General features: G+C 71.6%; 26 protein-coding genes and 1 pseudogene. 7 read left to right on the plus strand and 20 right to left on the minus strand.

The genetic code is table 11. The features are described 5' to 3' along the window. Positions 1-4: 4 nt before the first annotated feature. Positions 5-1,039, minus strand: coding sequence for an RNA polymerase sigma factor (locus tag ACFWGN_RS14270; protein ID WP_377617651.1), 1,035 nt, complete (start codon positions 1,037-1,039; stop codon positions 5-7). 181 nt (positions 1,040-1,220) lie between these two features. Beyond that, the gene (locus ACFWGN_RS14275; protein WP_377617652.1) at positions 1,221-1,661 is read right to left on the minus strand and encodes a YciI family protein; all 441 of its coding nucleotides are present in this window, start codon (positions 1,659-1,661) and stop codon (positions 1,221-1,223) included. Between the two features lie 686 nt (positions 1,662-2,347). On the opposite strand from ACFWGN_RS14275, the gene ACFWGN_RS14280 reads away from it, so the two are divergent. From ACFWGN_RS14280 to ACFWGN_RS14300, 5 genes and pseudogenes are all read left to right on the plus strand, one after another. After that, positions 2,348-3,955 carry an ABC-F family ATP-binding cassette domain-containing protein gene (locus ACFWGN_RS14280; protein ID WP_377617654.1) on the plus strand — a complete coding sequence of 536 codons (1,608 nt, stop codon included), beginning with the start codon at positions 2,348-2,350 and terminating at the stop codon, positions 3,953-3,955. A 97-nt stretch (positions 3,956-4,052) separates the two neighbouring features. Next, positions 4,053-4,178 (plus strand): annotated as a pseudogene (locus tag ACFWGN_RS14285) (EamA family transporter); the annotation flags it as partial. Between the two features lie 146 nt (positions 4,179-4,324). Continuing rightward, a complete protein-coding gene (locus ACFWGN_RS14290; protein ID WP_377617656.1) occupies positions 4,325-4,561 on the plus strand; it encodes a hypothetical protein in 237 nt (78 codons plus the stop codon). Between the two features lie 40 nt (positions 4,562-4,601). After that, positions 4,602-4,913, plus strand: coding sequence for a sigma-70 family RNA polymerase sigma factor (locus tag ACFWGN_RS14295; RefSeq protein ID WP_377617894.1), 312 nt, complete (start codon positions 4,602-4,604; stop codon positions 4,911-4,913). Continuing rightward, positions 4,906-5,985, plus strand: coding sequence for a hypothetical protein (locus tag ACFWGN_RS14300; protein WP_377617658.1), 1,080 nt, complete (start codon positions 4,906-4,908; stop codon positions 5,983-5,985). Before ACFWGN_RS14295 ends, ACFWGN_RS14300 begins: the two co-directional genes overlap by 8 nt. Positions 5,986-6,013: 28 nt before the next feature. Here ACFWGN_RS14300 and ACFWGN_RS14305 read toward each other — a convergent pair whose 3' ends face one another. From ACFWGN_RS14305 to ACFWGN_RS14345, 9 genes are all read right to left on the minus strand, one after another. Continuing rightward, complete coding sequence (locus tag ACFWGN_RS14305) at positions 6,014-6,610, minus strand: GNAT family N-acetyltransferase (RefSeq protein WP_377617659.1); 597 nt, start codon at positions 6,608-6,610, stop codon at positions 6,014-6,016. Between the two features lie 89 nt (positions 6,611-6,699). Then, entirely contained in the window at positions 6,700-7,287 is a 588-nt protein-coding gene (locus ACFWGN_RS14310; protein ID WP_377617661.1) for a hypothetical protein, read from the minus strand. Then, positions 7,284-7,844: a DUF6286 domain-containing protein gene (locus ACFWGN_RS14315; protein WP_377617663.1), complete on the minus strand. Its 561-nt coding sequence runs from the start codon at positions 7,842-7,844 to the stop codon at positions 7,284-7,286. The genes ACFWGN_RS14310 and ACFWGN_RS14315 overlap by 4 nt, the downstream gene beginning before the upstream one ends. Beyond that, positions 7,841-8,278, minus strand: coding sequence for an Asp23/Gls24 family envelope stress response protein (locus ACFWGN_RS14320; RefSeq protein ID WP_377617664.1), 438 nt, complete (start codon positions 8,276-8,278; stop codon positions 7,841-7,843). The genes ACFWGN_RS14315 and ACFWGN_RS14320 overlap by 4 nt, the downstream gene beginning before the upstream one ends. Further along, positions 8,271-8,450, minus strand: coding sequence for a DUF2273 domain-containing protein (locus ACFWGN_RS14325; protein ID WP_377617665.1), 180 nt, complete (start codon positions 8,448-8,450; stop codon positions 8,271-8,273). The genes ACFWGN_RS14320 and ACFWGN_RS14325 overlap by 8 nt, the downstream gene beginning before the upstream one ends. 40 nt (positions 8,451-8,490) lie before the next feature. Further along, positions 8,491-8,733: a hypothetical protein gene (locus tag ACFWGN_RS14330; RefSeq protein ID WP_377617667.1), complete on the minus strand. Its 243-nt coding sequence runs from the start codon at positions 8,731-8,733 to the stop codon at positions 8,491-8,493. 209 nt (positions 8,734-8,942) lie between these two features. Continuing rightward, positions 8,943-9,497 carry an Asp23/Gls24 family envelope stress response protein gene (locus tag ACFWGN_RS14335; protein ID WP_377617669.1) on the minus strand — a complete coding sequence of 185 codons (555 nt, stop codon included), beginning with the start codon at positions 9,495-9,497 and terminating at the stop codon, positions 8,943-8,945. A 197-nt stretch (positions 9,498-9,694) separates the two neighbouring features. Continuing rightward, positions 9,695-10,363, minus strand: a complete 669-nt coding sequence (locus ACFWGN_RS14340; protein WP_377617671.1) for a response regulator — start codon at positions 10,361-10,363, stop codon at positions 9,695-9,697. Beyond that, on the minus strand, positions 10,360-11,535 hold the full coding sequence (locus ACFWGN_RS14345; RefSeq protein ID WP_377617673.1) for a sensor histidine kinase: 1,176 nt from the start codon (positions 11,533-11,535) through the stop codon (positions 10,360-10,362). Before ACFWGN_RS14345 ends, ACFWGN_RS14340 begins: the two co-directional genes overlap by 4 nt. Before the next feature lie 170 nt (positions 11,536-11,705). Between ACFWGN_RS14345 and ACFWGN_RS14350 the strand changes: the two genes are divergently transcribed. Then, positions 11,706-12,656, plus strand: coding sequence for an alpha/beta hydrolase (locus tag ACFWGN_RS14350; protein WP_377617674.1), 951 nt, complete (start codon positions 11,706-11,708; stop codon positions 12,654-12,656). 69 nt (positions 12,657-12,725) lie between these two features. Here ACFWGN_RS14350 and ACFWGN_RS14355 read toward each other — a convergent pair whose 3' ends face one another. The 7 genes from ACFWGN_RS14355 to ACFWGN_RS14385 form a co-directional block, all read right to left on the minus strand. Next, positions 12,726-14,090 carry an MATE family efflux transporter gene (locus ACFWGN_RS14355; RefSeq protein WP_377617676.1) on the minus strand — a complete coding sequence of 455 codons (1,365 nt, stop codon included), beginning with the start codon at positions 14,088-14,090 and terminating at the stop codon, positions 12,726-12,728. After that, positions 14,087-15,073, minus strand: a complete 987-nt coding sequence (locus ACFWGN_RS14360) for a phosphotransferase family protein (protein ID WP_377617678.1) — start codon at positions 15,071-15,073, stop codon at positions 14,087-14,089. The genes ACFWGN_RS14355 and ACFWGN_RS14360 overlap by 4 nt, the downstream gene beginning before the upstream one ends. A 3-nt stretch (positions 15,074-15,076) precedes the next feature. Further along, positions 15,077-16,201, minus strand: coding sequence for a LacI family DNA-binding transcriptional regulator (locus ACFWGN_RS14365; protein ID WP_377617680.1), 1,125 nt, complete (start codon positions 16,199-16,201; stop codon positions 15,077-15,079). 240 nt (positions 16,202-16,441) lie between these two features. Next, complete coding sequence (locus ACFWGN_RS14370; RefSeq protein ID WP_377617681.1) at positions 16,442-17,056, minus strand: TetR family transcriptional regulator; 615 nt, start codon at positions 17,054-17,056, stop codon at positions 16,442-16,444. A gap of 208 nt (positions 17,057-17,264) precedes the next feature. After that, a complete protein-coding gene (locus ACFWGN_RS14375; protein WP_377617683.1) occupies positions 17,265-19,625 on the minus strand; it encodes a family 43 glycosylhydrolase in 2,361 nt (786 codons plus the stop codon). A gap of 163 nt (positions 19,626-19,788) precedes the next feature. Continuing rightward, positions 19,789-22,683 carry a family 43 glycosylhydrolase gene (locus ACFWGN_RS14380; protein WP_377617684.1) on the minus strand — a complete coding sequence of 965 codons (2,895 nt, stop codon included), beginning with the start codon at positions 22,681-22,683 and terminating at the stop codon, positions 19,789-19,791. A 443-nt stretch (positions 22,684-23,126) separates the two neighbouring features. Then, positions 23,127-23,753 carry a TetR family transcriptional regulator gene (locus ACFWGN_RS14385; protein WP_377617686.1) on the minus strand — a complete coding sequence of 209 codons (627 nt, stop codon included), beginning with the start codon at positions 23,751-23,753 and terminating at the stop codon, positions 23,127-23,129. A 148-nt stretch (positions 23,754-23,901) separates the two neighbouring features. Here ACFWGN_RS14385 and ACFWGN_RS14390 point away from each other — a divergent pair, with 148 nt between their 5' ends. Then, positions 23,902-24,864, plus strand: coding sequence for an aldo/keto reductase (locus ACFWGN_RS14390; RefSeq protein ID WP_377617687.1), 963 nt, complete (start codon positions 23,902-23,904; stop codon positions 24,862-24,864). 172 nt (positions 24,865-25,036) lie between these two features. Here the strand turns inward: ACFWGN_RS14390 and ACFWGN_RS14395 are convergent, their stop codons facing one another. Together ACFWGN_RS14395 and ACFWGN_RS14400 are read right to left on the minus strand one after the other, a co-directional pair. Continuing rightward, positions 25,037-25,336 carry a hypothetical protein gene (locus tag ACFWGN_RS14395; RefSeq protein ID WP_377617688.1) on the minus strand — a complete coding sequence of 100 codons (300 nt, stop codon included), beginning with the start codon at positions 25,334-25,336 and terminating at the stop codon, positions 25,037-25,039. Next, positions 25,333-25,794, minus strand: coding sequence for a hypothetical protein (locus tag ACFWGN_RS14400; RefSeq protein ID WP_377617690.1), 462 nt, complete (start codon positions 25,792-25,794; stop codon positions 25,333-25,335). The genes ACFWGN_RS14395 and ACFWGN_RS14400 overlap by 4 nt, the downstream gene beginning before the upstream one ends. Positions 25,795-25,811: the final 17 nt, after the last annotated feature.

The raw sequence follows: 25,811 nt of genomic DNA on the forward strand, positions 1-25,811 counted from the left end.
GGAGTCAGCCCGCGGTCCCCGCCAGGCGCGCGACCTGGGCGGCCAGGTGCCGCTGCTCCGGAACGCTCGTCGCGCGGGCCGCCGCCCGACGGTAGTGCTCGAGCGCCGCCGTCGGGCGCCCTGCTCGTTCCAGGAGGTGCGCGCGCACGACGTCGACCCGGTGCGGGTCGCCCGGGACCGGGCCGATCCCCTCGAGGACCGCGAGCCCGGCGTCCGGCCCCTCGACCATGGCGACCGCGACCGCCCGGTTGAGCGTGACGACGGGGCTGCCCGTCATCCGCTCGAGCAGCTCGTAGAGGTCGACGACCCGCGGCCAGTCGGTGTCCTCGGCCGTCCGCGCCCGGGCGTGCACCGCGGCGATCGCGGCCTGGAGCTGGTACTCGCCCACATCGCCCCGGACGAGCGTCCTGTCGAGGAGCGACAGGCCCTCGGCGATCAGGGCGCGGTCCCAGCGCGCGCGGTCCTGCCGAGCGAGGGGCACGACGTCGCCGGCGGCGTCCGTCCGGGCGGGCTGCCGGGCGTCGGTCAGGAGCATCAGTGCCAGCAGCCCGCTCACCTCGGGGTCGCCCGGGACCGCGCGGTGCAACCACCGGGTCAGTCGGATCGCCTCGTCGGTCAGGTCCACTCGCCGCAGCGAAGGGCCGGTCGACGCCGTGTGGCCCTCGGTGAACAGGACGTACAGCACGTGCAGGACCGGCCGGAGCCGCGCCGGCCACTCCCCTGGTCCCGGCACCACCAGCGGGCGGTCCGACGCCGCGACCGTCTGCTTGGCCCGGCTGATGCGCTGCGCCATGGTCGGCTCGGGCACGCCGTAGGCACGCGCCACCTCGGCGGTGGTCAGGCCGGCGACCGCCCTCAGCGTGAGTGCGACGGCCGACGGCGGCGTCAGGTCCGGGTGGCAGCAGCCGAACAGGAGCGCGAGCGAGTCGTCGCGCGCAGACGGCTCGGCCCCCGGGACCTGGCCCGCCGCGAGCGCCCGCTCGCGGCGCCGCCGGGCGATCTCGCTGCGCTGGGCGTCGACCAGACGCCGTGAGGCCACCTGCTGCAACCAGGCGCGGGGGTGCTCCGGGACGCCGTCGGCCCCCCCGTCGTCACGGCCACGAGGAGCGCCTCCTGGACGGCGTCCTCGGCCCCCACGAAGTCGCCCGAGCGGCGCGCGAGCGTGCCGAGGACCTGCGGCGCGAGATCGCGCAGCAGGTCCTCGACGGCCGTGGCAGCGATCAGCCCGCTCCCTTGGCCGTGTCGAGGAACGCTGCCATCTCGGCGGCGTCCGACGGCGAGTCGTCCATGAGGCGGCGCACCTGGATTGGCTGCTGCGTGGGCCTGCCCCCGCGCCCGGGCACCGCCGAGACACGCGCGGCGATCTCGAGCGCTCGTGCCTCGGACTCCACGTCGACGATCTGGTAGCCGGCGAGCCACTCCTTGAACTCGGCGAACGGCCCGTCGGTGACGACCGGTGCGGTGCCGTCCGAACGCACCACCTTGGCGAGGTCGGGGCCCGTGAGGACCACGGTCTCGACGAGCTCCCCGCTCGCGACCAGCTCGGCGTTGAGCACCCCGTAGTACTCGAGGTGCGCCGTCACCTCCTCGGGTGCCCACTCGTCCATCGGGGTCTCGTCGGCCCCCGCCCGGAAGTCCACACCCACCAGGTACCTGGCCATGGGTCTCTCCTCTCGTCCCGTCGTGCCCAGCGTGGCACGCTCACCCCGTGGTCGGAACCGGCGGCCGGTTCTCGACACGGTCGGCGGCCGCAGGGCGCGGCACGTGCCGCACGGGGCCGCACGGGGCCGCTTCGCGCAGCAGGTATGCTCGCTGGCATGGATATCGAGGTCGACAGAATCTAGCCACCGAGCTGCCGGTGGCCATCACTGTTCGTCAGGCGTGCCTCGCACCCTGGGTGAATAACCCCTTCCCCTCGTCGCCGACGCCGGCGTCCGAGGAGACGCTTCGCTGCTGAGCCCAGCAGGAGCCGTACCGGCACGTTCGTGACGCACCGACCTCCGGTGGACCCTCGTGGACCACGCCCCGTGACGCCCCGCCCTCCCTGATCGAGCGACTCCCGTCGTCGACCTGGGCTGGACCCTGTGCTGACGGCCATCCTCACGAGCCCTTCCCTCGCCCCGGACCCTGGTCGGTCGTGTCCCTCGCCCGCCGGTCCGCGCACCGCTCCCCGGGGAGCTCCCTCGACCTGCGCGGCAGCCTCTCGCCCGGACGCGCCCTCGCGCGCCCGGGGTCGCGACGAGGACGCCGCCACGACGAGGGGCACCGAGGACGTCGTCCGCGGACCGCACCGGCTCGTCCCCTCCTCAGACCTACCGCCCTCACCTGGGCCGAAGGAGCACGTTCCATGGCCATCCGATCAGCCGTCACCCTCCACCAGCTCTCGTTCGAGTGGCCCGACGGCAGCGTCGCGCTGGACCGGCTCGACGGCACGTTCACCACGGGGCGCACAGGACTCGTGGGCCGCAACGGCACGGGGAAGTCCACCCTGCTGCGCCTGATCGCCGGGCGGCTCACCCCCACCTCGGGTCGCGTCGACCTCGCGGGCGACGTCGGCTACCTCCCGCAGACCCTCACCCTCACCGGCTCGACCACCGTGGCCGAGCTCCTCGGGATCGACACGGTCCTCGCGGCACTGCGTGCGATCGAGTCGGGCGACGTCGACGAACGCCACTTCGAAGCGATCGGTGACGACTGGGACATCGAGTCCCGCGCCGACGAGGCCCTCCACGAGATCGGTTTCGGCGCAGCCGACCTCGACCGGCGCGTCGCCGAGGTCTCGGGCGGCGAGGCGATGCTCATCGCCATCACGGGGCTCCGCATCCGGCGCACCGCGATCACGCTGCTCGACGAACCGACCAACAACCTCGACCGCGCGACCCGAGCCACGCTCGCACGGTTCGTCGACACCTGGCCCGGGACGCTCGTCGTCGTGAGCCACGACCTCGAGCTGCTCGAGCACATGGACCACACCGCCGAGCTCCACGCCGGTTCGCTCGGGATGTACGGCGGCCCCTACAGCGCCTGGGCAGCCCACCAGGAGCAGGAGCAGGCCGCCGCGCTGCAGGCGGCCCGCGGGGCGCAGCAGGCCCTGAAGGTCGAGAAGCGCCAGCGGGTCGAGGCCGAGACCAAGCTCGCCCGCCGTGAGCGCACGGCCAGGAAGACCCAGAAGGACGGCGGTATCCCCAAGATCCTCGCGGGTGCACGCGCGAGCAAGGCGCAAGGGTCCGCCGGGGCGATGCGGTCGACGGCCGACGACAAGGTCCGGACCGCGCAGGCCGCCGTCGACGCGGCCGACGCGCGCGTCCGCGAGGAGGAGCACATCCACCTCGTCCTGCCCGATCCCGACGTACCGCGTGGCCGCCGCCTCGCCGAGCTGCACGGCCAGGGACGCGACGTCGTCGTCCAGGGCCCGGAGCGGGTCGCGCTGGTCGGGCCGAACGGGTCGGGGAAGTCGACGCTCCTCCAGCAGCTCGTGAGCGGGAGCGCCCCCGTCGAGGGACGCGCGCACGGGACGCTCCTGACGGACCGGGTCGGCTACCTCCCGCAGCGCCTGGACGGTCTCCTCGAGGACGCGAGCGCCGTCGACAACGTCAAGGCCGTCGCGCCGGGCATGGAGACCGGGGCGATCCGCAACCAGCTCGCCCGCCTCCTCCTCCGCGGCGCCGGTGCCGACCGTCCTGTTGCCTCGCTCTCAGGAGGGGAGCGCTTTCGTGTGTCCCTCGCCACGCTGCTCCTCGCGGACCCGCCCGCACAGCTCCTCGTGCTCGACGAACCCACCAACAACCTCGACATCGCGAGCGTCGAGCAGCTCGCGCAGGCGCTCGACGGCTACCGCGGCGCCCTGCTCGTGGTCAGCCACGACCATGCGTTCCTCGAACGGCTCGGGATCGACACCGTCCTCGAGCTCGACGCCGCTGGCCGGCTGCACGAGCGCAGCACGCTGGCGGGGTGAGCGCTCCGGCGTCCGGCCGCCAGCGGGTGGCGGCCGGCGCCGGCGCTGGCAGACGGCGGACGCTCGTCAGGGCAGCGAGCGGAGCGCCTCGACGATCGTCCGCCAGGCGCAGCTCGTCCAACCCGTCCTGAGCATCCTGTGGGCCGCGCTCCTCCTGCGCGAGCACCTCACGTGGCCCACGGTCGCCGGCGGCCTCGCCGTCGTCCTGTGCGCCCGCGGGGCCGCCGGACCCGGTCGAGAGGTCTCCCGGTCGCGGGCGGATGCGGTCAGGGCTGCCCCGGGAGAGTGCCCTGAGACCGATCCGGCCGCGAGGGAACCGATCGACGGGCTCGTGCGTGGTGGAGGACATGCAGGGATGTCGTGGGTCAGATGACGAGCACTGAGGTAGGCGTGACGGAGGACGAGATCCTGTGGGCGGACGGCGCCGTCACGGTCCGGTACCTGGCTGCGGGGACGGTGAACCGCGACGCGGAGTTCGTCGACTTCGTGGAGACGCACGGCGGCCGCCTGAGAAGGATCGCGTTCCTGATCAGCGGCGACCACCACCGGGCCGAAGGCCACGCTCGAACGGACCTATCGGTCCTGGGCGCGCGCCCGGGACGGTGACCCCTTCGTCTACGCGCGGAGGATCCTGACGAACCTCAAGATCGACACGTGGCGGCGTACCCGACGTGAGGTCCTGATCGAGCCCGAGGACCACCTGACGGGTGCGGTCTCGGACCGTACAGCCGAGATCGCGGTGCGTGACGAGCTCGTGCGCGCCTTGCTGCTCCTGCCGGTCCGGCAGAGGCGCGTGGTCGTCCTGCGCCACCTGCTCGACCTCTCCGAGGCGGAGGTCGCCCGCGAGCTGGGCATGCCGCACGGAACGGTGAAGTCCACCGCCTCGCGGGGGCTCGCCCGGCTCCGCGCAGAGCTGACCGGCACGACCACCCCGACGGCGGGAGCGAGCCATGACTGAGCACGACGACTTCGCAGCGGAGCTCCGCTCCCTCGCCGACGAGGTGATCCCTGTAGAGCACCTGCCGGGCACTCCGGCTCTCGCCCTGGTCAAGCGCCGCGTCCGCAGACGCACGGCACGGATCGCCCTGCTGTCCGTTGCCTGCATGGCAGTGGTCGCCCTGGCCGCGATGGCCCTTCCACGCGTCGGGATCGCCACCGTGGCGCCGGCTTCCTCGACTCGGCTCACGCCCGGGATCGAGATCCCCACCGACCCGACGACGTCTGCACGCGCCGGCGGGGGGCTGGTCATCGACACCAGGGTGCCCGGCTGGACGGCGGGCACGCGACTCTTCGTCGTCAGCAGACTCAGCACCCAGTATCGAGCCGTCAACGCCGTGTACGAGGGGGACGACGCCGACCTCCGAGAGCTCCGGGCCGGGAACGCCGCCGGCACGATGCTGCTGAGCTCGGACGCCACCGCGGCCTCGGCGACCTCTCCCGACGGTGACCGCCAGGTCGTCATCGGCCTGGGAGTCCCCGTGGAGGCCTCTGCCGGCGGGCCGCCCGGCCGGAACGAGCGGCGTCTGATCTCCTGGGACCTGTTCCCTGCCGCGGACGGCACCCTCGTCTCCTCGGTGGTCCTGCCCGACTCGCTGATGAAGGACGCGGCCGGCCTGCCCCTCGACGTCATCTCGCTCAGCAAGGTCGATGGCGAGATTCCCGCGTTCGGTGGCTTCTTCACGATCAACGCCTACCGCAACGGGTACGGCCAGGACGGCTGCCTGGGCGACTGCCCTGCCATGTTCGGGTACGAGACTCCGTCGTCGTTTCCGAACGACGGCCCCCGGGGCGTCGCGCAGGCGCAGCGTCTGACGGTCGAGAGCGCGATCGAGGACGCCGCTGCCGCGGCGGACCTCGCCGGGGAGCCCCGACCCACACCCCGCGAGGTCTGCGTGGACGTCCGCGAGGACCTCGACCGCGCCACCGGGACCGAGAGGACCGCTGACGATCGCCTCCTCCAGTGCTTGCTCAGCGCCACGGACTGGTACGCACACCAGGCGGAGCTTGCCTCCTCGGACAGGTCCGGCTGACCGTCCGGCCTCGACCCCGACGGACGCACTACCCGATCGGCCGAGCGACGGCCGAGGCCGGGCCGCCCGTGGAGACCCAGGACCCGAGGGGTTCGCCAGGCATGTCCTCGTCGGTCTCCTCGGTCCCGCAGACCACCAGACCCCGCGCCTGGTAGTTCGCGAGCGCCGCGGGACCGTCGAGCGTGCAGGTGTGGACCCAGACGCGGGTGGTCGGCGGGACGTCGGTGCGCTCGGCGAGCGACCAGGCGGCCGCGATGCCGTGCTCGAGGAGCGGGCCACCCAGGCCACGACCGATCGCCCGCTCGGCCAGGCCGAAGTACCGGATCTCGACGTGGGTCCCGTCAGCAGCGACGAGGGGATGGAGGTGGACGTAGCCCCACGGGCCGCCCTCCCCGTAGAGGACCCAGAACTCCGTCCCCGGCACCTCGAGCTCCTCGACCCACTGCTCACGCGTCCAGCCGAGCCGGTCGGTCCAGAACCACGGCCCGCCGACCAGGCCGTAGAGGAAGCGGGCGTACTCGGGAGCGACGGCGACCGTCCGCTCGAGGCGCACCTCGTCCGGCAGGGCGCGCGGCGCGTGCGACGACGGGCGGTGCATCTGGAGCGTCGTGATGGTGACCTTCACGAGCGTCAAGGGTAGTGGTGCCACGACGGGCCGTCGTCCGCCGGACCCCTCTCGGCCGCGCGCACGGGAGCCCGGGCGACACCCGACGGTCAGGCCACCCGCGCCGTGCGGTCGCGTCGGCGGCTGCTCCTGATCCTCAGCGTCGTGCGAGAGCGGAGCCTCTCGTCGGGCAGGACGGTCGCCGCCTCGGCGAGGAGCCCGTCCAGCCGGGCTGCGAGCGCAGGCAGGTCGGTCGCAGGGTCGACGGTCACGACCAGGCTCAGGACGAGCTCGGGACCCTCGTCGCGCAAGGTGGCGACGGCCCGGTGGACGGCGGGAACCTGCTGAGCGGCGCGGGCCGTCGCGTCAGCGACGGCGTCCCGGGAGATCCGCAGGCGCATGGTGCGCGTGGAGCCGGGCAGGTCCTGTTCGGGGACGGAACGGGCGGGCAGGTGGGCGAGCATCCACCACAGGGAGACGACCGCGAGAAGGATGGCCACGCCAGCGGCGGCGTAGGGCCACCACGGCTGGGACACGGCGTCCTGGGCGGCGCCCGTGTCGATCGCGTCGGGGACGCCGTCGAAGATCTCGGCCAGGGTTCCCGTCGTCCACAGCAGGGCGGCGACGCCGACCACGACGAGGACGAGGCCGGCGAGGGCGAGCAGGGTGCGGTCGAGCCGCAGGACGGTGCGGTTCACGAGCGTTGCCCTTCGCCGGGTCGCACGCTCAGGCGCGGCGGCTGCTCGAACGCCGAGAGCTGGTGGGAGACCTCGGCGCGGACGTCGTCGAGGATGTCCGGGGAGCCGGTCGAGCGGACAGTGACCCGTACCGCGGTAGGAGAGACCGACGTGCTGGTGCCCAGCACCCCGGGCACGTCTCGGGCCGTCGCGTTCACCCAGCGGGCGACGTCGGCCGCGCGCACGTGGATGCCGCTCGCAGCAGAGATGCGCCGGGTCGTCCGCGGTCGAGGACGAGCTGCTTGCCACAGCAACCAGAGGCCGAGCAGCGCGAGGAGCACCCCCACCACGCCGACCCACGTCTCGGGCTGCAACCCGTCCGCGGCGTCCGCGAGCAGGACGAACCAGCTCGTGCCCTCCCCGCGCAGGGCCACGAGCGCGGACTGCCCGGCGAGGACCGCGACGGCCAGCAGGAGCGCCGCCAGCACGAAGGCCCACGACGTCAGTGCGAGCCCGGCCCGCGGCGACATGGCCGGGGCAGGGACGTCCCTGGTGGGCGGCGCGGTGGGAACGCTCATCGGACTCGCTGCTCCTTGGGTGGCCCCGCGACGTCGGACGGGTCGACGATGCGAGCGACGGTGGTCCGGACCTCGTCCACGTGCACCCCCGCGAGAGCGAGCAGCTGGTCGGTCACGGCTTCGCACACCTCGTGGGCGACCCGGGCGGCCGGAGAGGGCCACACCAGGGCGATCTCGAGGACCACGCGGGCACGGTCGCCAGCACGTGCGCACGTGACCTGCGGGTAGGCCCTGCCCAACGCCCTCCCCACGGTCCCGGCCGTGGCCGCAGCGGGCGCGACACCGACGACCCCCAGCACGGCCGCACGAGCGACCTTGTCGACCACGCGATCGGCGACGCGCAGCACTCCCCGGCCCGACGGGTCGACCGGTTCCGGTCCGTCGAGGGACGGGTCGTCGAGGAGGACGTGCCTCCTCTCGGTCGGGTCAGACATGACGTCGGCCGCGGACGACCGCGCCGAGGTCTATCCGCCCCTCGATCTGGGCCCCGACGACCCATCCGACGCCTCCGAGGCCGACGGCGAGGAGAAATCCCCAGAAGCCCCCGAGGATCGCGGCGACGGCGAGCAGGAGGCCGACCAGCAGGCCGGTCGTGGACACGGACATGGGTTCTCCTTGGACGGCGCCACGGACTCGGCGCGGGCGATCAGGTCGGCGGGGGCTCGACGTCCTCGACGAACACGTGGACGGGAACCGAGACCACTGCGCGCACCGCCTCGTGGACGCGACCGGCGACCTCGGGGATGGGGCGCTCGGGCGAGACCACGAGATGCACCTCGACCTCGTCGGGGCGGAGCCGCACGCCGGTGACGGCACGACCGGGCAGGTAGGTGGCGACCTCGCCGAGGTCCCCGGGGTGCAGGCGCACCACTCCTGGCACGGCGAGCACAGCAGCCGCCACCCGGTCCGCCGGCTCGACCGGGTACGTGGCATCACCTCGCGGTGGAGCGTCGGGCCGACGTGCGGGCACGGGCTCTCCCGGAGCCCGCTCGGGAGACGGGCCGTCGAACGCTGCAGCGACCTCCAGGGGAGTCGGCGTCACCGACCGAGTGCCCTGGTCGGCCGACAGCGATCCAGAGGGTGCGCGTGACGAGGTGTTCATCGAACCCGCCCGCCACCCTCCTCGCCCTCGGCGGAGGTCTGCGCGCGGGGTGCAGACCGCCCCGAGCCCGCGTCGGCGTCGTCGTCGGGCAGGTGGACGTCGTTGACGTCGATGTTGACCTCGGTGACCTCGAGCCCTGTCATGCGTTCGATCGACGTGATGACGCTTCGCCGCACGGCCTGGGCCAGGTCGGCGATCGAGACCCCGTAGTCGGCGACGAGGTCCAGGTCGACGGCGGCCTGCCTCTCTCCGACCTCGACGTGAACTCCTGAGGTGGTGTCGCTGCCGCTGCCGGGGATGTACTCGCGGATGGCGCCGAACGCACGGGCCGCTCCTCCACCGACCGCGTAGACCCCTTTGACGTTGCGGGTCGCGATACCCGCGATCTTGGCGACGACCTGGTCCGCGATCGTCGTGCTGCCGTGCTCGGACGCGAGTGCCGAGACACGCTCCGGACTCTCGCGTGGTGGCCGCCCGGGGCCGTTCTCCCGTGGGCCCGGAACGGCCCCCGCGCCCGTGGCTCCCGTGGTGGGGGTGCTCTGCTCGCTCATCGGTGGCTCCTCGCGCTCGGCGTGGTCCGCCCTGGACGGGCGGTCGGCGACACTCCCCCTGATGAGGCACTCCCCCGGGGCCGACACGTCGCTCGCCTTCAGTGTGATCTGCCTCACAGGCATTCACAAGGCGGGCGTCCCAGAGGACGCCGTCCGGCACAGTGCGTCGGGAGGACTCCGTCGCCGCAGCGGCGACGTCAGGGACGCGCCGTGACGAGCCCCGACTCGTAGGCGAGGATCACCAGGTGCGCCCGGTCACGGGCGTGCACCTTCGCCATGATCCGGTTGACGTGCGTCTTGGCGGTGTGCGCGGAGATCACGAGCTCGACCGCGATCTCCTGGTTCGTCAGCCCTCCCGCGACGAGCAGGAACACCTCGCGCTCGCGCTCGGTGAGGCGGTCGAGCCCCTCGTCCTCCCATGCGCTCTCCTGCGGCGACTGTCGGCGCACGAAGCGCTGGATGAGCGCCCGCGTCGCCGCGGAGGACAGGAGCGACTCGCCCAGATGAACCGTGTGCACCGCACGAACGATGTCCTCGGGCTCGGCCCCCTTCCCGATGAAACCGCTCGCGCCCGCACGGAGGGCCGCGACGACGTACTCGTCCTCCTCGAAGGTCGTGAGGACGAGCACGCGCGTCGCGTCGCCCGCCGGTCCGGCGCAGATCTGCTCGGTCGCGGAGATCCCGTCGAGCTCGGGCATCCGGATGTCCATCAGGACGACGTCGGGAGCCAGTGCCGCGGCCGCGCGCACGGCCTCGCGACCGTTCGACGCCTCGCCCACGACGTGGACACCGCCGCTGTCGGTCAGGATGTCGCGCACCGCCTGGCGCACCAGCGGCTGGTCGTCGACCACGAGGACGGTGATCATCGCCCCTCCCCTGGTTCGGCGGGCACGGTCCTGTCGGCGGGCACGGTGACATCGAGCCGGAACTCGCCGTCCACGGTCGACGCCTCCACACGACCCCGCACCGACGCGACCCGCTCGCGCAGCCCACGCAACCCGTGGCCGCTCGGGGGTGCGTCGGCACCACCCTGCCGCACCGGGTTGGTGACCTTCAGCGCGAGCGCACCGCCACGCGTGCGGACGTCGACGACGGCCCGGTCACCGGCGCCGTGCTTGTGCGCGTTCGTGAGTCCCTCCTGGAGAGCGAGGTAGGCGACGTGGTCACAGGCCGGCGAGAGGGCGACGAGGCCCGACTCTCTCCGCAGCACGACGTCGAGGCCCACGCCCGCGAAGCGTTCGACGAGCGCGTCGAGCTGCGCCAGCCCCGCCTGCGGGTGCAGGTCGCGGTGCTCGACGTCGTCCTGCGCGCGCAGCATGGCCAAGAGGCCGCCGATGTCGGCGAGGACGGTCCGCGAGGCGCTGCGGATGGTGGTGAGGGCCTCGCGGGCCCGCTCGGGCCGGGACTCGAGCGACGACGACGCGACCCCCGCGCTCAGGCTGATCACCGAGATCTGGTGGGCGACGACGTCGTGCAGGTCACGGGCGATACGCACGCGCTCCTCGACCACGCGCCGCCGCGCCTCCTCGTCCCGCCCCTGCTCGGCGCGTTCGGCCCGCTCCGTCACGGCCGCGAGCGCCTCGCGACGTGACCTGGTGGCGTCGCCCATGGCTCCGGCGAGGACGACGAGCGTCACGAACTGCGTCGCCCCGGGGTGGAAGAGCTCACCGCCGAGCGGGACGGCGCTCACGAGGAACACGACGAAGGCGGCCGCGCCCACGCACGCGCGCCCGACCGTGCGGCGCGTCCGGTTCGTGACCGCGAAGGCCGTGATCATGACGGCGACCAGTGCAGCCGGTGCGAGGGTGCCCGCGAGCGCGACGGCGACGACGCAGACGACGCTCACCGCCAGCGCGGTGATCGGCCGTCGTCGGCGCAGCGGCATCACCGCGACCGGGACGAGCGCGATCACCATCGGCAGGCCCCGCGTGCGGAAGTCCTCGTCGGGGAACGGCAGGACTCCGAAGAGCACGACGGTGGCGATCGCGACGACGTCGCCGACGGGGACCGCTGCTGCGGCGGAGCGAGGTGACGTCACTCCCCCAGTATCCCGGTCGACCCGCGCCGGCGGATCGCCCCGCAAGGTGACGCGCGCGTACTGCGATCGCTGTACCGAGGTGACCGCGCAGGGCTGACGCGCGCGTTCTGCCGGCACACGATGCTGGACCGGAAGGCGGGGCACACCGTGTGCCGCGTAGAGAGGAACGCGTGAAGAAGCCTGTGAAGAGAGTGCTCGTGGCCGTGGCCGCGACCGGCGCCGTGGTCGCGGTGGCCCTGGCCACGACGACCGTCGTGAACGCCGTCGCGACCGCGCGCGAGAGCAACCGGATCGAGTCCTACGGCCAAACGGTGACGGTCGACGGGCGCCAGATGAACGTGCTCGTCACCGGGGCCGGCCCGGTCGACGTGGTCCTCCTGCCCGGGTTCGGGACGCCTTCTCCCGTCCTCGACTTCGAGCCGCTGGTCACGGACCTGGCCCAGGACCACCGGGTCGTCGTCGTCGAACCCTTCGGCTACGGACTGAGCGACGGCACCGACGTGGAGCGGACCACGGAGAACGTCGTGACCGAGGTGCACGAGGCGCTCCAGGCGCTCGACCTCGACCGCTACGTCCTCATGGGGCACTCGATCGCGGGCATCTACGGCATCGAGTACGCCGCACGCTACCCCGACGAGGTGATGGCGTTCGTCGGGGTCGACACGAGCGTCCCCGGGCAACCGCACACCGACACGGCGTTCCCGACGGGCCTCATGGCCGCGGCGAAGAACCTCGGCCTGGTCCGCGTCCTCACCGCGTTCGGGAGCGGCGGGCTCGACGGCTCCGTGTACTCCGACCACGCACGTGAGCAGATGACGATGTTCACCCACCGGAACTCGCTGCGCCCCACGTACCTCGACGAGATGTCGCACATCAGCACGAACTTCGAGCGTGCGCTCGGGACGACGTTCCCGGCGGACCTGCCGCTGCTGCTGTTCGTCGAGGCCGACAACGCGAACAACCCGGACTGGCTGGCGCTGCACGAGGAGCAGGCCGCGACCGTCGAGGACGGCACCGTGGTTCCTGTGCCCGGCGAGCACTACCTCCACCACACGCACGCGCCGCAGATCGCGACCGGGTTCCGGGAGTGGGCGGCGGCCCGCGAGCTGACGACGGGCTGAGGCCGGGCACGTCAGGTCGTCCCGCCCTCGCCGGAGGGCGGGACGATCGGAGCACCCGCCAGGGCGTCCCTAGGGAGCGCCGCGACGGTCTCGACGCTGGACGGCGAGGAGGACCAGGAGCGCGGCCAGGGCGGCCAGCACCTCGCCCGCGGCGAGCGCGATCCAGGTGCCGCTGGATCCGGTGGGTCCCAGGACGAGGACGAGGGGCACCTTGATCCCGACGAGCGTCCCGAGGGAGATCAGGTAGGACGGGCGAGCACGTCCCAGCGCCTGGAAGTACGCCGAGACGAGCGGGGCGACCCCGGAGACCGCGAGGCCGACGGCGAGGACGCGAAGCGCCACGGACCCGGTGCGGACGACGTCGGGCTCGTCGACGAAGAAGGTCACGAGAGGTTCCGCCAGGACCGCGAGCGCGGTCGCGGCGAGCACGCTGTAGAGCGTCGTCGCCCGGAGCGCGAGAGTGCGTGCCCTCCTGACGCGGTCCACGAGCCGTGCCCCCGCGTTGTACCCCACCACGGGTTGAAGGCCCTGGCTGATGCCGGTCTGGGGCATGGTCGCGAAGGTCTGCAGCCGGGCGCAGACGGCGAACGCCGCGAGGACGGTCGCACCACCCGTTCGAACCAGCGAGAGGTTGACGAGCACGACGAGCAGCGTCGTGCCGAGACCCGCGAGGAACGACGGCGCGCCGACGCCGAGGATCGCACCGAGGGTCGGTCCGTGCGGACGCAGGTCGGACCAGGTGATGCGATAGGGACGCCGGCGCTGGAGGAAGAAGAACCACAGGCTCATCGCTGCCGAGACCGCCTGGCCGCCGACCGTGCCGAGAGCGGCACCTCGCACGCCGAGGTCGAGCACGAAGATGAACAGGGGGTCGAGCGCGATCTGGACGGCGACCGGCACGAGCCAGAGCATCGTGGAGAAGAGCATGCGCCCCTCGGCGCGGACCAGGCTCGAGAAGCCCGTCGAGACCACCGCCCCCGCGAGGAGGACGAGCGCGTAGTCCCGTGCGTCGTCGATCGTCGGGCCCGTCGCCCCCAGCGCGGCCAGCAGCGGCTCGAGGAAGGCGATGCCGACGGCCGTGGTGGCGAGGGCCGCGGCCCAGAACATGACGAACGCGTTGCCGGCCGCACGTGCCGCGCGCGCCGGGTCGCCGGCGCCGAGGCTCCGCGAGACGACGGAGGCCGCACCGACGCCGACCGTGGTCGAGACGGCGCCCAGGGCGAGCAGCAACGGGGCCACGAGGTTCACCGCGGCCATGGCCGTCGGGCCCACGCCGCGCGCGACGAACCAGGCGTTCGTCAGGGCGTAGATGCCGTAGACGCCGACGGAGAGAGTGGTCTGCGAGCACGTGTGCCACAGGAGGCGCCCGACGGGCCGGGTCCCCAGGAGGTCGGCCGGAGCAGGTGTGGCGTGCGAGGGTGCGGTCGCCGTCACGTCGTCCGGCAGAGGAGCCCCATGGCGATGTCGAGCTGTTCGCACGCCCAGCGGTACTGCTCAGGACTCTGCTGCCGGTAGGTCGTCTCGACGAGCATGGTCACGGCGAGCCACAGCGTGTACAGGTGGCGCCTGGTCCGCTGGGAGTGGTCGAGCTCGACGAGGCCGAACCCTCGCATGAAGGGCTCCGGGTCGGGGAACGAGGGCAGGTCGAGGCCGGTCAGTCCCGCCTCCATGAGGGGGTCGCCGAACATCGCGCGCTCGTGGTCGATGATCGCGACGATGCGCCCGTCCCGCATCATCGAGTTCTTGGCCCACAGGTCGACCTCGACGAGGCGCGGTCCGGTCACGTCGTCGAGCACGTCGGCACGATCCTCGAACGCCTTGAGCACGACCTCCGGATCCCACCCGAGGTCGACCGCTGCGCGCACCCCGTCGGCCAGGACGGTACGGAACATCGTCGTGGCCGCCTCACGCCACGTGCCGAAGCCTGGACCGCGGACCGGGCCGAAGTGCGTCCCGACGATCGCGTTCAGGTCGCGGTTCAAGGACCCGAGATGCTCGAACCCCGCGTCGACGACGTGCGCGGGGAGCTGCCCTGCGTCGGCCGCGATGCCGAAGCACGTGGCGTCGACGTGCTCCATGAAGAAGTAGTCGGCGTCGCACAGCTCTCGTGACAGGTCGGCGTGGAGAAGCTCGGGTACCGGCACGGAGGACGCGCGCCGGACCAGGTCCATCGCGGCGATCTCGTTGCGCATCATGTCGTGCTCGTGGGTCAGGACCGGGACGCCGGCCGGAGGCGCGATCTTCAGGACGACCTCCTTGCCGTCGGCCAGTCGGATCCGGTACAGAGCGTTGAAGTACCCGTAGGTGAGCTCGGTGGCGAAGCCGTCGTCGTCGGGCACCTGCTGCGGTCCGAACGCCCGCTCGATCATCGTCCGCAGCGTCTCGGGCGACTGCCGGTTCTTGGTGACGCTCTCCATGGTTCAGCCTTCGTTCTCGTCGGACGGGACACTCGGATGCATGCCGCAGCTCGCCCTCAGATGGACGGTCACGGACGACGTGGTGACCGTGGGACGACGGCGCGGCGCACCGATCCGGGTCGTCAGTCGCTCGACGGCGAGCCGCCCGAGCTCCGCGGTCGGCTGCTCGACGGTCGTGATCGGCGGGACCGACGTCCTCGCCGCGTCGATGCCGTCGAAGCCTGTGAGCACGACGTCCTCGGGCACGCGCACTCCCTGCGCGACGAGCACGTCGAGCAGGCCGAGCGCCGTCTCGTCGTTGCAGCACACCAGTGCCCGCGGGAGCGACCCGGGGCCGTCGAGGAGCTCGGCCGCCAGCTCGCGGGCGCGTCGGCGAGAGAAGTCTCCGCGCGACCGCGGCTCGGCAGGCGGGTCGATGCCCTGCCCCGCCAAGGCCTCGCGGAAGCCGCGGAACCGCTCGGCGTCGTCGGGGGTACCGGCTCGCCCTGCCACGTAGGCGAGGTCGCGGATCCCGTGGTCCACGACGAGGTGCTCCACGAGCCGGGTCATGCCCGCGGCGTTGTCGACCGTCACGTGGTCGTAACGGTCGGTGACCATCGGGCCCGCGAGCACCACGAGCGGGACGCGTCGGGCGACGTGATCGAGCAGGTCGTCCGGGAGGGACTGGGCCACCACGACGAGCCCGTCGACACGACCCGCCATGGCCAGGACGCGGGCCTCGAGATCGGGCTCGCGCGCCGTCGCGACGGTGAGGGCCAGGCCCGCTTCCCAGGCCGCGTACTCGGCTCCGCGCAACACCTCACCGAAGTACAGGCCTCCCCACCCGATCTCACCGGCCGGCCGCGGGTCCAGGAGCACGCGCACCCCGGAGCCGTCGTGCGCACGACCGGCCAGGTCGTCGGGCTTCCCCGTGTCGGGCAGGCACAGCCCGATCATCCCGCTCTGCCGGGACGCGAGCCCTCGTGCAGCGGCCGACGGCACGTAGCCGAGGTCGTCGATCGCCTCGAGCACCGCGAGCCGCGCGCCGTCGCTCACGAACCCCTTGCGGTTGACGACCCTCGACACCGTCGTCGTCGAGACCTCCGCGCTCCGTGCGACGTCCTGGATCGTCGCGACACGTGACTTCATCGTTCACCCCTCTCGTGCGCCCAGTGGATCATGGAAGCGCAACCACACCGCGCGGTGCGGTCGGCTCACCACGGCTGGAGGCCGCGGAGGCACGTCGGGGACCCGACGGCGGCGGGGACTTTCGCGCGTCGCACCGGGCAACCCGGTCGCGGCACGGGGGCGGCGTCGGACGCGTCTGGACACACCTCGAACGCCGCACGGGCGGACGGTCGCCGCCGTGCAAGGACTGGGCAGAGCTCCCTAGCGCGCGGCGGTCTGGTCGAGCCTGGCGGCGAAGGCGATGTCGAGCGTGTCGACGAGCGAGACGGAGCCGTCAGCGGTGGTCCAGCTCGTCAGCGCGGAGTCGAGGCAGGCGAAAGCAGAGGACACGACGACACGAGCCGGCAGGTCCCCGAGTCTCGGGTCAGGCGCGACGTGCCCGGACATGACGGGGGTCAGCAAGGCGGACGACGTCAGGTGCTTCTCGATGTTGCGCGCTCTCAACGACGCCGTGCTGTTGATGACGCGCATGGTCCGCCGCCAGCGGACGGGGTTCGCGTCGATCTCCTCTGCTCCCTCGCGCATCGCACCGTGCAACGCGTGCCACGGAGCCTGCTCCACGATCAGCGCGGCCACCCTGTCCCTCAGGGCAGCGCCCCCGATGATCAGGTCGCCGATCACGACGTCCTCCTTGGTCGCGAAGTAGCGGAAGAAGGTGCGACCCGAGATCCCCATGGCTGCGGCGATGTCGTCGACCGTCGTCTCGTCGTACCCCTGCTCGTCGAACAGCTGGAGGGCACGGTCCGCGATCGCGGTACGCACGCTCGCCCGAGCGAGCGCGCGCAGCCCACCGGTCGCACTGGGTGTATCCGTCACGGGGACACGATGGCCCCGTGACATGTGTGTCACTCGCTGCCACCTTCGGCATGCACTGCGCTCTTGGTGCCGGAGAGAGGCGGCCGAGGAGCAGGCGCCGAGCGCCTGGTGCTGGTCGTGCTGGTCCTGTCACCGGCCCGTCTGGACCGGAGGGTTCACGCCGGGGCCGCGAGAGGACCTCGCGACCCCGGCGGAGCTGGTGCGGTCGTCAGCCGCAGGTCGTGGCCGGGTACTCGACGTCGAACGTCGTCGAGCGGGCCCCGGCCCCCGTGCCGATCGTGCCCACGACCGTCGCGGTCCCCGCGGGGACCGCAGCCGCACGGCTGTTGAACGACTGCGACGCGCTCTTGCCCGCCGCCACCGACGCGAACGTCTTGGTGCCGAACGGCGTCGTGAGCGCCACGCTCACGGCCACGTCCTCACCGTTGACCGCACGCACCGTGAGGTTCGCCCGGCCCGCGACGCACTGCGCCCTGGCCGTGACCGCGAGATCCACGGGCTCGACCTCGGCGCCGGCGACCCCGAATCGCCAGGTGTCGACGTCGAACAGGTCGCCCTCCTGGTCGCCGGCGAACGTCAGGTAGACGTCGTGGACACCGGTCGTGCGGTCGATCGTGGTCGCGAGGTCGGTCCAGGTTCCGTCACCTGCGGGCACGTCGATCGTGCCGACCAGGTTCGCGCTCGTGGACGTGTCGGGGCTGTCGAGCCGAACCTCGACGCGGCCGCCGGCGAGGGGTGCGATCGTGGTGCCGAACTCGGTCGCCCCGTCCTGACCGAAGTCGACACCGGCCAGAGCCACCCAGTCGCCGGAGTCGATGTCCGTCAGCTTGAGAGCGGGCGTCGACGTCGGGCTCGTGAGCAGCGCGGTCGTGATCCCCTTCTGGTAGCCGATCGTCTCGGCCTCGATGATCGAGTACGGGTCGAGAGGCGCGATCTGCGAGACACCGACGTAGTCGGCATCGACCTTGTTCATGGTGCCGTCGGGCTGGAACGTCACCTCGTTGATGTGGGTGCTGCGGAATCCCCTGACCTTGCTCGCGTCTCCACCGACGAGTGCGAGGTTGAGGGTCTGGGCGTGGTAGGCCATGTAGTAGGTACCGTCGAGCTCGAAGAACGACTGGTGGTTGTTCCCCCCGACACCGAACTCCTGGTACATGCCGTCGAGGACGGTGCCCTCGAACTGCTCGGGGGTCCAGGGTCCCTCTGGCGAGTCCGCCATCATGTAGGCGATCACGCCGTTGGCCGGGTAGCCCGGCGACGGAGCGACGCTGCTGAAGTTGGTCGAATAGGAGTAGTAGTACTTCCCCTCGCGCTCGAAGACATGGCTCGCCTCGAACATGCGGGGGGCGTCGACGACCTGGGCGGTCCCGACGGTGGAGACCATGTCGTCGCCGAGCTTGATCCAGCGGGTGGTCCTGGGGTTGTTGGGCGTCTCGGGCGGGTTCCCTTCGCCGCCACCGAAGTACAGGTAGCCCTGCCCCGAGTCGTCGACGACCACCGCGGGGTCGAACAGCCAGTTGCCGTTGCTCGCCGCTCCGGGCGTCTCAGGGCTGATCAGGGGCTTGCCGAGGGGGTCCGTCCAGGGGCCGAGAGGAGAATCCGCTTCCAGGACGCCGACGCTGGCCGCGTTGTTCGCGAAGTAGAGGAAGAACTTCTCCTTGCCGGCGATCGTCTTGCTGGCGAACGCCGGGGCCCACGAGTTGTTGGCCCAGGTCGCCGCGCCGGTGGGGCCCGCGACCTGGATGGGACCGTGGTCGGTCCAGTTCACGAGATCGGCCGAGCTGATCACGTTGATCTGGTTGATCTTCCCGTAGGTGTTGGGCGTGCTGATGTTGTTCTCGTCGGGTGCCCACTCCTGGGTGTCGTTGGTCGTGTAGACGTAGACCCGGCCATCGTGGGCGAACGCGTACGGGTCGGCACCGAACGCGTGGGAGACGAGCGGGTTGGTGTTTCCCGGGACCTTGCCGACGGCGTCGAACCCGCCACCGCCCGGGCTCGTGAGAGTCACCGACACGTCGTCGACCCGGAAGTCCATGAGGTGCTGTGCCGGGTCCGCCGCGGGGTCGGGCACCCAGGGCGTCTCGACGAAGACGTGCGCCTCGGCCGGTGTCGTCCCGGCGGGCAGGAGCCAGGTGCCCTGGAGCGTTCCCCACTCACCCCGGTTCAGCGTCCCGGTCGCGATGTTCGTGTAGCTGGAGCCCCCGGTGAACGCGGTCACGAAGAACTGCTTGGTCGCAGGGCCCGTGTCGTAGCGCACCTTGGCCGACACGGCATAGGACCCTCCTGCCTCGACCTTGCCGGTGAGGTCCTGCCACGGGCCGGACTGCGTGGTCTGGCGCTCGGTGACGAGGACGGAGGACGCTCCCGAGTACGCATCGTCCGAGAGCTCGAGGTCTCCCCCGTTGCGGATCACCCAGGGGGCGACGACACCGTCCTCGAACCCCGGGTTGGCGACGACGTTCGTCGAGGCGGTGTCCGCAGACCGGGCGTGGGCGGTGCCGGGCGCCGCGGAGCTGGGCACCGCGACCGCGGCCAGTCCGACGACCCCCAGCGAACCGGCCAGGATCATTGCGGTGGTGCGTTCCTTCAGTCGTCCGTGACGATGTGTCACAAGAGCCTCCTTGCTCTGTCGGTCTTCCATGGGTGGTGCTGTGCCGCCGCGACGTCGGGCCGGCACGAGTGGTGGCCTCCAGGGGCCCGGCCCCGCCCGTGAGGGCGGGGCCACGCGCCATCTACGACCCGGTCCGGCCGTAGGCGACGACACGCGAGGTCGTCAGGTCGCGCTCGTCGACCGTCCGGGTGACCGTGACGGTCGCCTCTCCTGCGGGAACCGCTGCGAGCCGGGTGGCGAACGACTGCTGGGCGCTCTTACCGGGTGAGACGGCCGTGAACGTCTTGGTCCCGTACGGCGTCGCGACGGTCACGTCCACGGGGGCGTCCTCGCCGTTGATCACCCGGACCGTGACGACGTCCTTGCCTGCGACCGGTCGGACGACGGCCTCCGCCGTGAACGCGACCTCGCTGGCGTCCCTCCTGACGAGCGATGCGAGCGAGACGGAGAGGGCGTGTGCCGGGGCATCGACCTGGTTCTGCGTGGACGGGGACGTGGTGGCCAACGCCCAGCCGAGCGCCTTCTCGACGACGGTCCAGGACTCCGGGGTGTAGCGCTGCTCGTCGAGCCCTTGCGCCTCGTCGACCGCTGCGTCGAGCGTCGTCCGGTCCGCGCCCCCGTCCGCATCGAGCACGTCACTGAGGTAGTAGTAGTCGAAGTCGACGGTTCCGCCGCTCTGCTCGGTGGCGTAGCTGAAGAGACCGAACCTGTTGGCCATGAAGTGCGACAGGCTCCAGTCCATGACGATGGGCCCCTGCGAGGGGCCGAGCGGCTGCCAGGTCCGGCCGTCGAGGCTGTAGGAGAACTGGACCCGCAGCTGCCCCGGGGTGGAGGAGAAGTCGGCGTCCGCCTTGAGCCGGACGTCGGTGCGTGACCCGAGGTCGATCGTGGTCCCAGGGACGAAGCTCTCGACCGCGGCGGCCTCGATCGACTCGTCGAAGGGCTGCAGGCGGGTCACGAGACCCAGGGTGCGAGCGCCGTCGACCTGCTTGATCCCCGCATAGGTGAAGCTGCGGCCGTAGACCGCAAGGCCGGCCACGTCGCCGTCGAGCATGGCTGACACGTCCAGTCGCGTCTCAGCCGAACCGGTGGGACCGAAGGTGCGCTGGGACAGCGTGTTGCGCGCCTCCTCGAGGTAGGTCAGGTCACGTCCGGGAGACTTGCTGTACTCGGCCTCGCCCGTCACGACGTGCCCGTTCGTGAGGCGCAACCATCCTTCGCGCTCGGTGAGCGACCAGTAGCGGTTGTCCGGGTTGTGGTTCCACTCCCAGGCCAGGTCCAGGTCGGACCCGTTGTAGGCCACCTCGTCGGCGTGGACGTGCTCGAGCTGCGGAGCCTTGCCCGTCACCGAGACGTCGTCGAGCACGTACTCGACGCTCGACGACGGCGGCTGCGGGTTCGCCCACGGTGTCTCGACGGCGAGCTTGAAGGAACGCACGTCGGCGTCGGCCGGGATCGTGTAGGTACCGGTGATCGTCGCCCACCGCCCCTTCGCGGCATCGACGCCGGCGAGCACCTTGACGCCCGTGCCCCAGTCACCCACGACGTCGAACCGCACGGTGTCGGGTCCTTCGGTGTAGCGCACGCGTGCGGAGATCTCGTAGGTGATGCCTGCCTGGATCCTGCCGTCGAGCTGCTGGTAGGGGGCAGAGCCGTTGACGGTCCGGTGGGTGACCCGCAGGGCCGCGGTCCCGGACGATGCCGTGCTCGGGTCGCGCGAGATGATCGCGCCGAACTGAGAACCCCAGGGCTCGATGCCTGCGTCCTCGAAGCCAGGGTTGTCGACGAGCTCGACCCCGAGCAGGGACTCGTCGTACTCGGGCGCCTCAGGAATCTCCCAGCGGGTGTCGCGGAAGGTCTTGTGCTCGGCGTCGTTGGCGAAGTCGTCGGACGCCACGACGGACTTGAGTCGCTCGACCCGGTCCTGCTCGGGCGTGAGCGTGATCGGCTTGGTGAACGTGTCTCCTGCGTGGACGACGCCGTCGTCACCGAAGGTCGGCCACCCGTCCTCCCACGTCGCGGGGATCAGGGCGGGGATCCGCCCGAGCGGATAGGTGTCCCGGAAGAACATGCCGTACCAGTCGGTCCCGCCGTCGGCCGAGGCGATGTCGACGAGGCCGCCCTGCGCGAACCCGTCGGAGTCCAGGCCGCTGCGCACCTCGTAGGTGTTCGTCCCGTCGACCGCCGTGTACCGACCGAGCAGCTCCTTGGAGCGGAAGAGCACGACCTGCCGGTTGCCGCCGGCCGGCCAGGTGATCGTCGTCATGTAGTAGTAGCCGTCGCGGTAGGAGACCTGGGTCCCTTCGTAGTGCATGCCGCTGGCGAGGATCGGGAAGTCGGGGAAGTCCTTCGACCCGAAGATGTCGGGGTACTCGGCGACGATCGTCGTGAGGTCGTCGCTGAGCTGCACGGCGCTCGTGCTGCCCGACCCGTGGAAGATGTAGGGAGTCCCCCCGCCGGCCTCGTCGAAGAAGAGCGACAGGTCGTGGAACCCCCGGCCGAGCGCAACCTTCTCCCAGGTTCCGTCCTCGATGTCGTCCGTGCTGTAGATGTAGGCACCACCGAGGTTGTTGGTGTTGAACGCCACGTAGAACCTGCCGTCGTGGTAGCGCAACGACGAGGCCCACTGCCCTTCGCCGTAGGAGTTCTGGCCGTTGCGCAGGGAGGGAGCGTCACCGATGCCCAGCCGGTCGTAGACGTAGTTGACCGTCTCCCAGTTCACCAGGTCGTACGACTTCATGATCGGTGCGCCCGGACTCAGGTGCATGGTCGTGCTGATCATGTAGTAGACGTCACGCCCTTCCGTGCTCTCCGCAGCGGGCACCCGCGCCACGCTGATGTCCGGCACGTCGCTGTTCAGCAGGGGAACCCCGTACGTCCCGTCGCCGTTGTCCGTCGAGGTCAGGCCCGACGGCGGCGGCGACACCTCCGCGGCGACGGCGGTGGGGACCAGCAGCCCCACGAGGAGGGTCCCTCCGACCATCGTGTGCACCCGGCGTCGTCTTGCTCCTGTCACGTCAACTCCTTTGTCGGGACGTACTTCCTGCCAGACCGGTCGATCCGGGGCTCTCCCCCGAAGATCGGGCCGTCACCGTCGACGAGGCCAGCAAGGGACTCAGCCGTGAGGCCCAGGACACCCGACGAAGGGTGCCCGCTCGCCATCGAGCGGAACTGTCGACCGCGCCTCCCCGAGCGGGTGCTCGGCGACCGGCGAGCGTGCGTCAGACTTTGCCGCACGTGACAGTGAATGACATGTTAGCGCTCACACGTACCGTGTCAACACCCTGCGGAGGTGAGTCCGACTGGTCGACACCGACCGATCCCAGCGCGTCGAACACGGGCAGGTCGCGGCCGCGCGCTCGCCGAGCACCCGCTGTCCACGCGCAGCCTGGGCCCCGTCTCCGCGCAGGACACGCAGTCAGCGACCTGCGCGCGACGGGCTTGACGCCCCGCTCCGAGCTATGGACGCGGAGCGGCCGCCGGGAAGAGGCGCTCGACGGCGCGCACCACGGCGGCCCGCTGCGCTGCGACCGAGCGGTCGTCCGAGTGCTCGCTGGCGGCAGCCGCTATCTCGGGCTGCGCCGACCAGGTCGTCGCGATCTGGTTGACCAGGGCAAGGACGTCGAACGGGTCCCAGGTGGGATCGAGCGCCCCGTCGCGCTGCGCCTGACGGAGCTGCTCGACCTTGCCGGCGATCGCGTCCTGACTCGTCCCGTCGCCCGCCGTCAGCTCGAGGCGCCCCCAGCTGATCAGCCGGTAGTGATCGGGGCGGCTGGTGAAGTAGTCGAACAGCCGCCCGGCATAGCCCGGCAGGTCGCGCGCATCGATTTGGGTGGCCTGGGCGATGACGCCGAGCTCGCGGGCCGCGGTCTGGGCGTAGAGCGCTTCCTTGCCTCGGAAGTGCGCGTAGACGCGCTCCTTGCTCGTGCGGGCCTGCTTGGCGATGCGGTCGACCCGGGCGCCGGCGATCCCGTAGCGCGCGAACTCGTCCATGGCCGCAGCCACCACTCGTTCACGCGTCCCGTCAACCCCGCCGACGGCACCCTCGGACGATGCGGGGAGGTTGGGTGCGTGATGGTCGGCCATGCGTCCAAAGTACAACCAAACCGTTCGGTTTGACTCTCGACCTCCTCGGCCTAGAGTGGAACCGAACCGTTCGGTTCGGCCGATCGGCCGGCCGCCGCACCGCCCGTCGTCGAACGAGCGTCGGAGCGAGCAGAAGAGAGGCGCCCTCATGCAGAACCGCACCCTGGGCCAGCAAGGCCTGGAGACGTCCGCGCTGGGATTCGGGGCGATGGGCATCTCCATCGCCTACGGCCCCGGCGACCAGCAGGAAGGCATCGCCACGATCCAGAGAGCTCACGACCTGGGTGTGACGTTCTTCGACACCGCTGAGCTCTACGGCTGGGGCGAGAACGAGAAGATCGTGGGCCGCGCCGTCAAGAGCTTCCGGGACGAGGTCGTCATCGCGACCAAGTTCGGGTTCACGCGCGACCACGGCCAGGACTCCCGGCCGCAACACATCCGTGAGGTCGTCCAGAACAGCCTGCGCTACCTCGGCGTCGATCACATCGACGTCCTCTATCAGCACCGGGTCGACCCGGCCGTCCCGATCGAGGACGTCGCCGGCACCGTCAAGGAGCTCATCGACGCGGGCGTGGTGAAGTACTTCGGCCTCAGCGAGGCCGGCGAGACCACGATCCGCCGCGCGCACGCCGTGCAGCCGGTCTCGGCCCTGCAGACCGAGTACTCGTTGTTCGAGCGCGACGTCGAGTCCTTGTTCCCCACCCTGTCCGAGCTCGGGATCGGCTTCGTGCCTTACTCCCCCCTCGGCCGCGGGTTCCTCACCGGCACCGCCAAGCCCGCCGACCAGTACAACAAGACCGACATGCGCCGCACCGACCCGCGCTGGCAGCCGGGGAACTTCGAGAAGAACCTCGAGGCAACCCGCCACCTGACCGCTCTCGCAGAGTCCAAGGAGGCCACGGTCGCCCAGCTGGCACTCGCCTGGCTGCTCGCACAGGGCGACCACGTCGTGCCGATCCCCGGCACACGGAGCCCGGAGCGCGTGGCCGAGAACATCACCGCGGCCGACCTGACGCTCACCGCCGAGGACCTCCGCCGCATCGCCGAGATCCTGCCTACCGGTGGCTTCGGCGCCCGCTATGCCGGTGGAAACGTCCCTACCTGGGAATAGGGAGACCCGTCGGGCCGGAGCCGCACGTCCTCGTCTCGTCCCGCGCTGGCTGGACGGCACAGCCGGACCCACCGGGCATCGGCGCCACCCGCTCGGGGTCGATGTCGCGCCCGGGCGAAGGACCGGCCACAGCGCGCAACCTGTGCACGCGGCGGCCGGTCCTTCGCCGGGATCAACCCAGCACCCGGACCTTCTGGGTCGCCAGCTCGGCATCGGTGAGCACCCCGGCGTCGCGGAGCTCGACGAGCTGCTGGAGGAGCTGGATCCGGCGCTCGACGTCCGGGATGGCGTCGAGCACAGGTGTCAGCGCCGAGCTGCCGGCCGGGTTCGATCCGGCTGCCGGACGAGCTGCCGCCACTCCGGCGCTCGCGCCCTGGTCCTCGGCGGCCCATCGCGCTCGCTGGCGTTGCTGGACCCGCCCGTGGACCGAGCTCGCGACCGCGACCTTGCTCGCTGTCCGGAAGAGGCTCATGTGCCGCTCCTCACGGGCTCGCTCTGGTCGAGCGCCAGCTCGAGGTCGCTGGGCAGGAGGGCGAAGGAGTGGACGGCCTCGACTCCGTGGCTCGCGAACCTGTCGACGACGTCGCGCATGACCAAGGACTCGTAGACCACGACGATGCCGACGGACCCGAGTGCGAGCCGGTCCGCGACGACCCGGAGGTCTTCGTCGTCGAGCAGGTCCGACGAGGACCCGACCAGCTCGATGACGGGTGGCGCAAGCCTCCAGAACCAGTCGGCGTCGTCGACCTTTCGCAGGCCGGTCCGGGTGTGCTCGACGACCTCGATGTCGAGCAGGCGGACCGCTCGCGAGTCGACCAGGTGCAGGAGCTCGACGACGCCCGGGCCGACGTTCGCGCCCGGTGGCACTTCGAGGAGGAGGCACGAGACGGGACCCCAGACCTCATCTGACGCTTCGTTCTGGTCGCGCATGACACTTCCTTGGTCGG

Origin of the sequence: Oerskovia sp. NPDC060338, from assembly GCF_042726295.1 — a bacterium.
Lineage (GTDB): Bacteria > Actinomycetota > Actinomycetes > Actinomycetales > Cellulomonadaceae > Oerskovia > Oerskovia merdavium.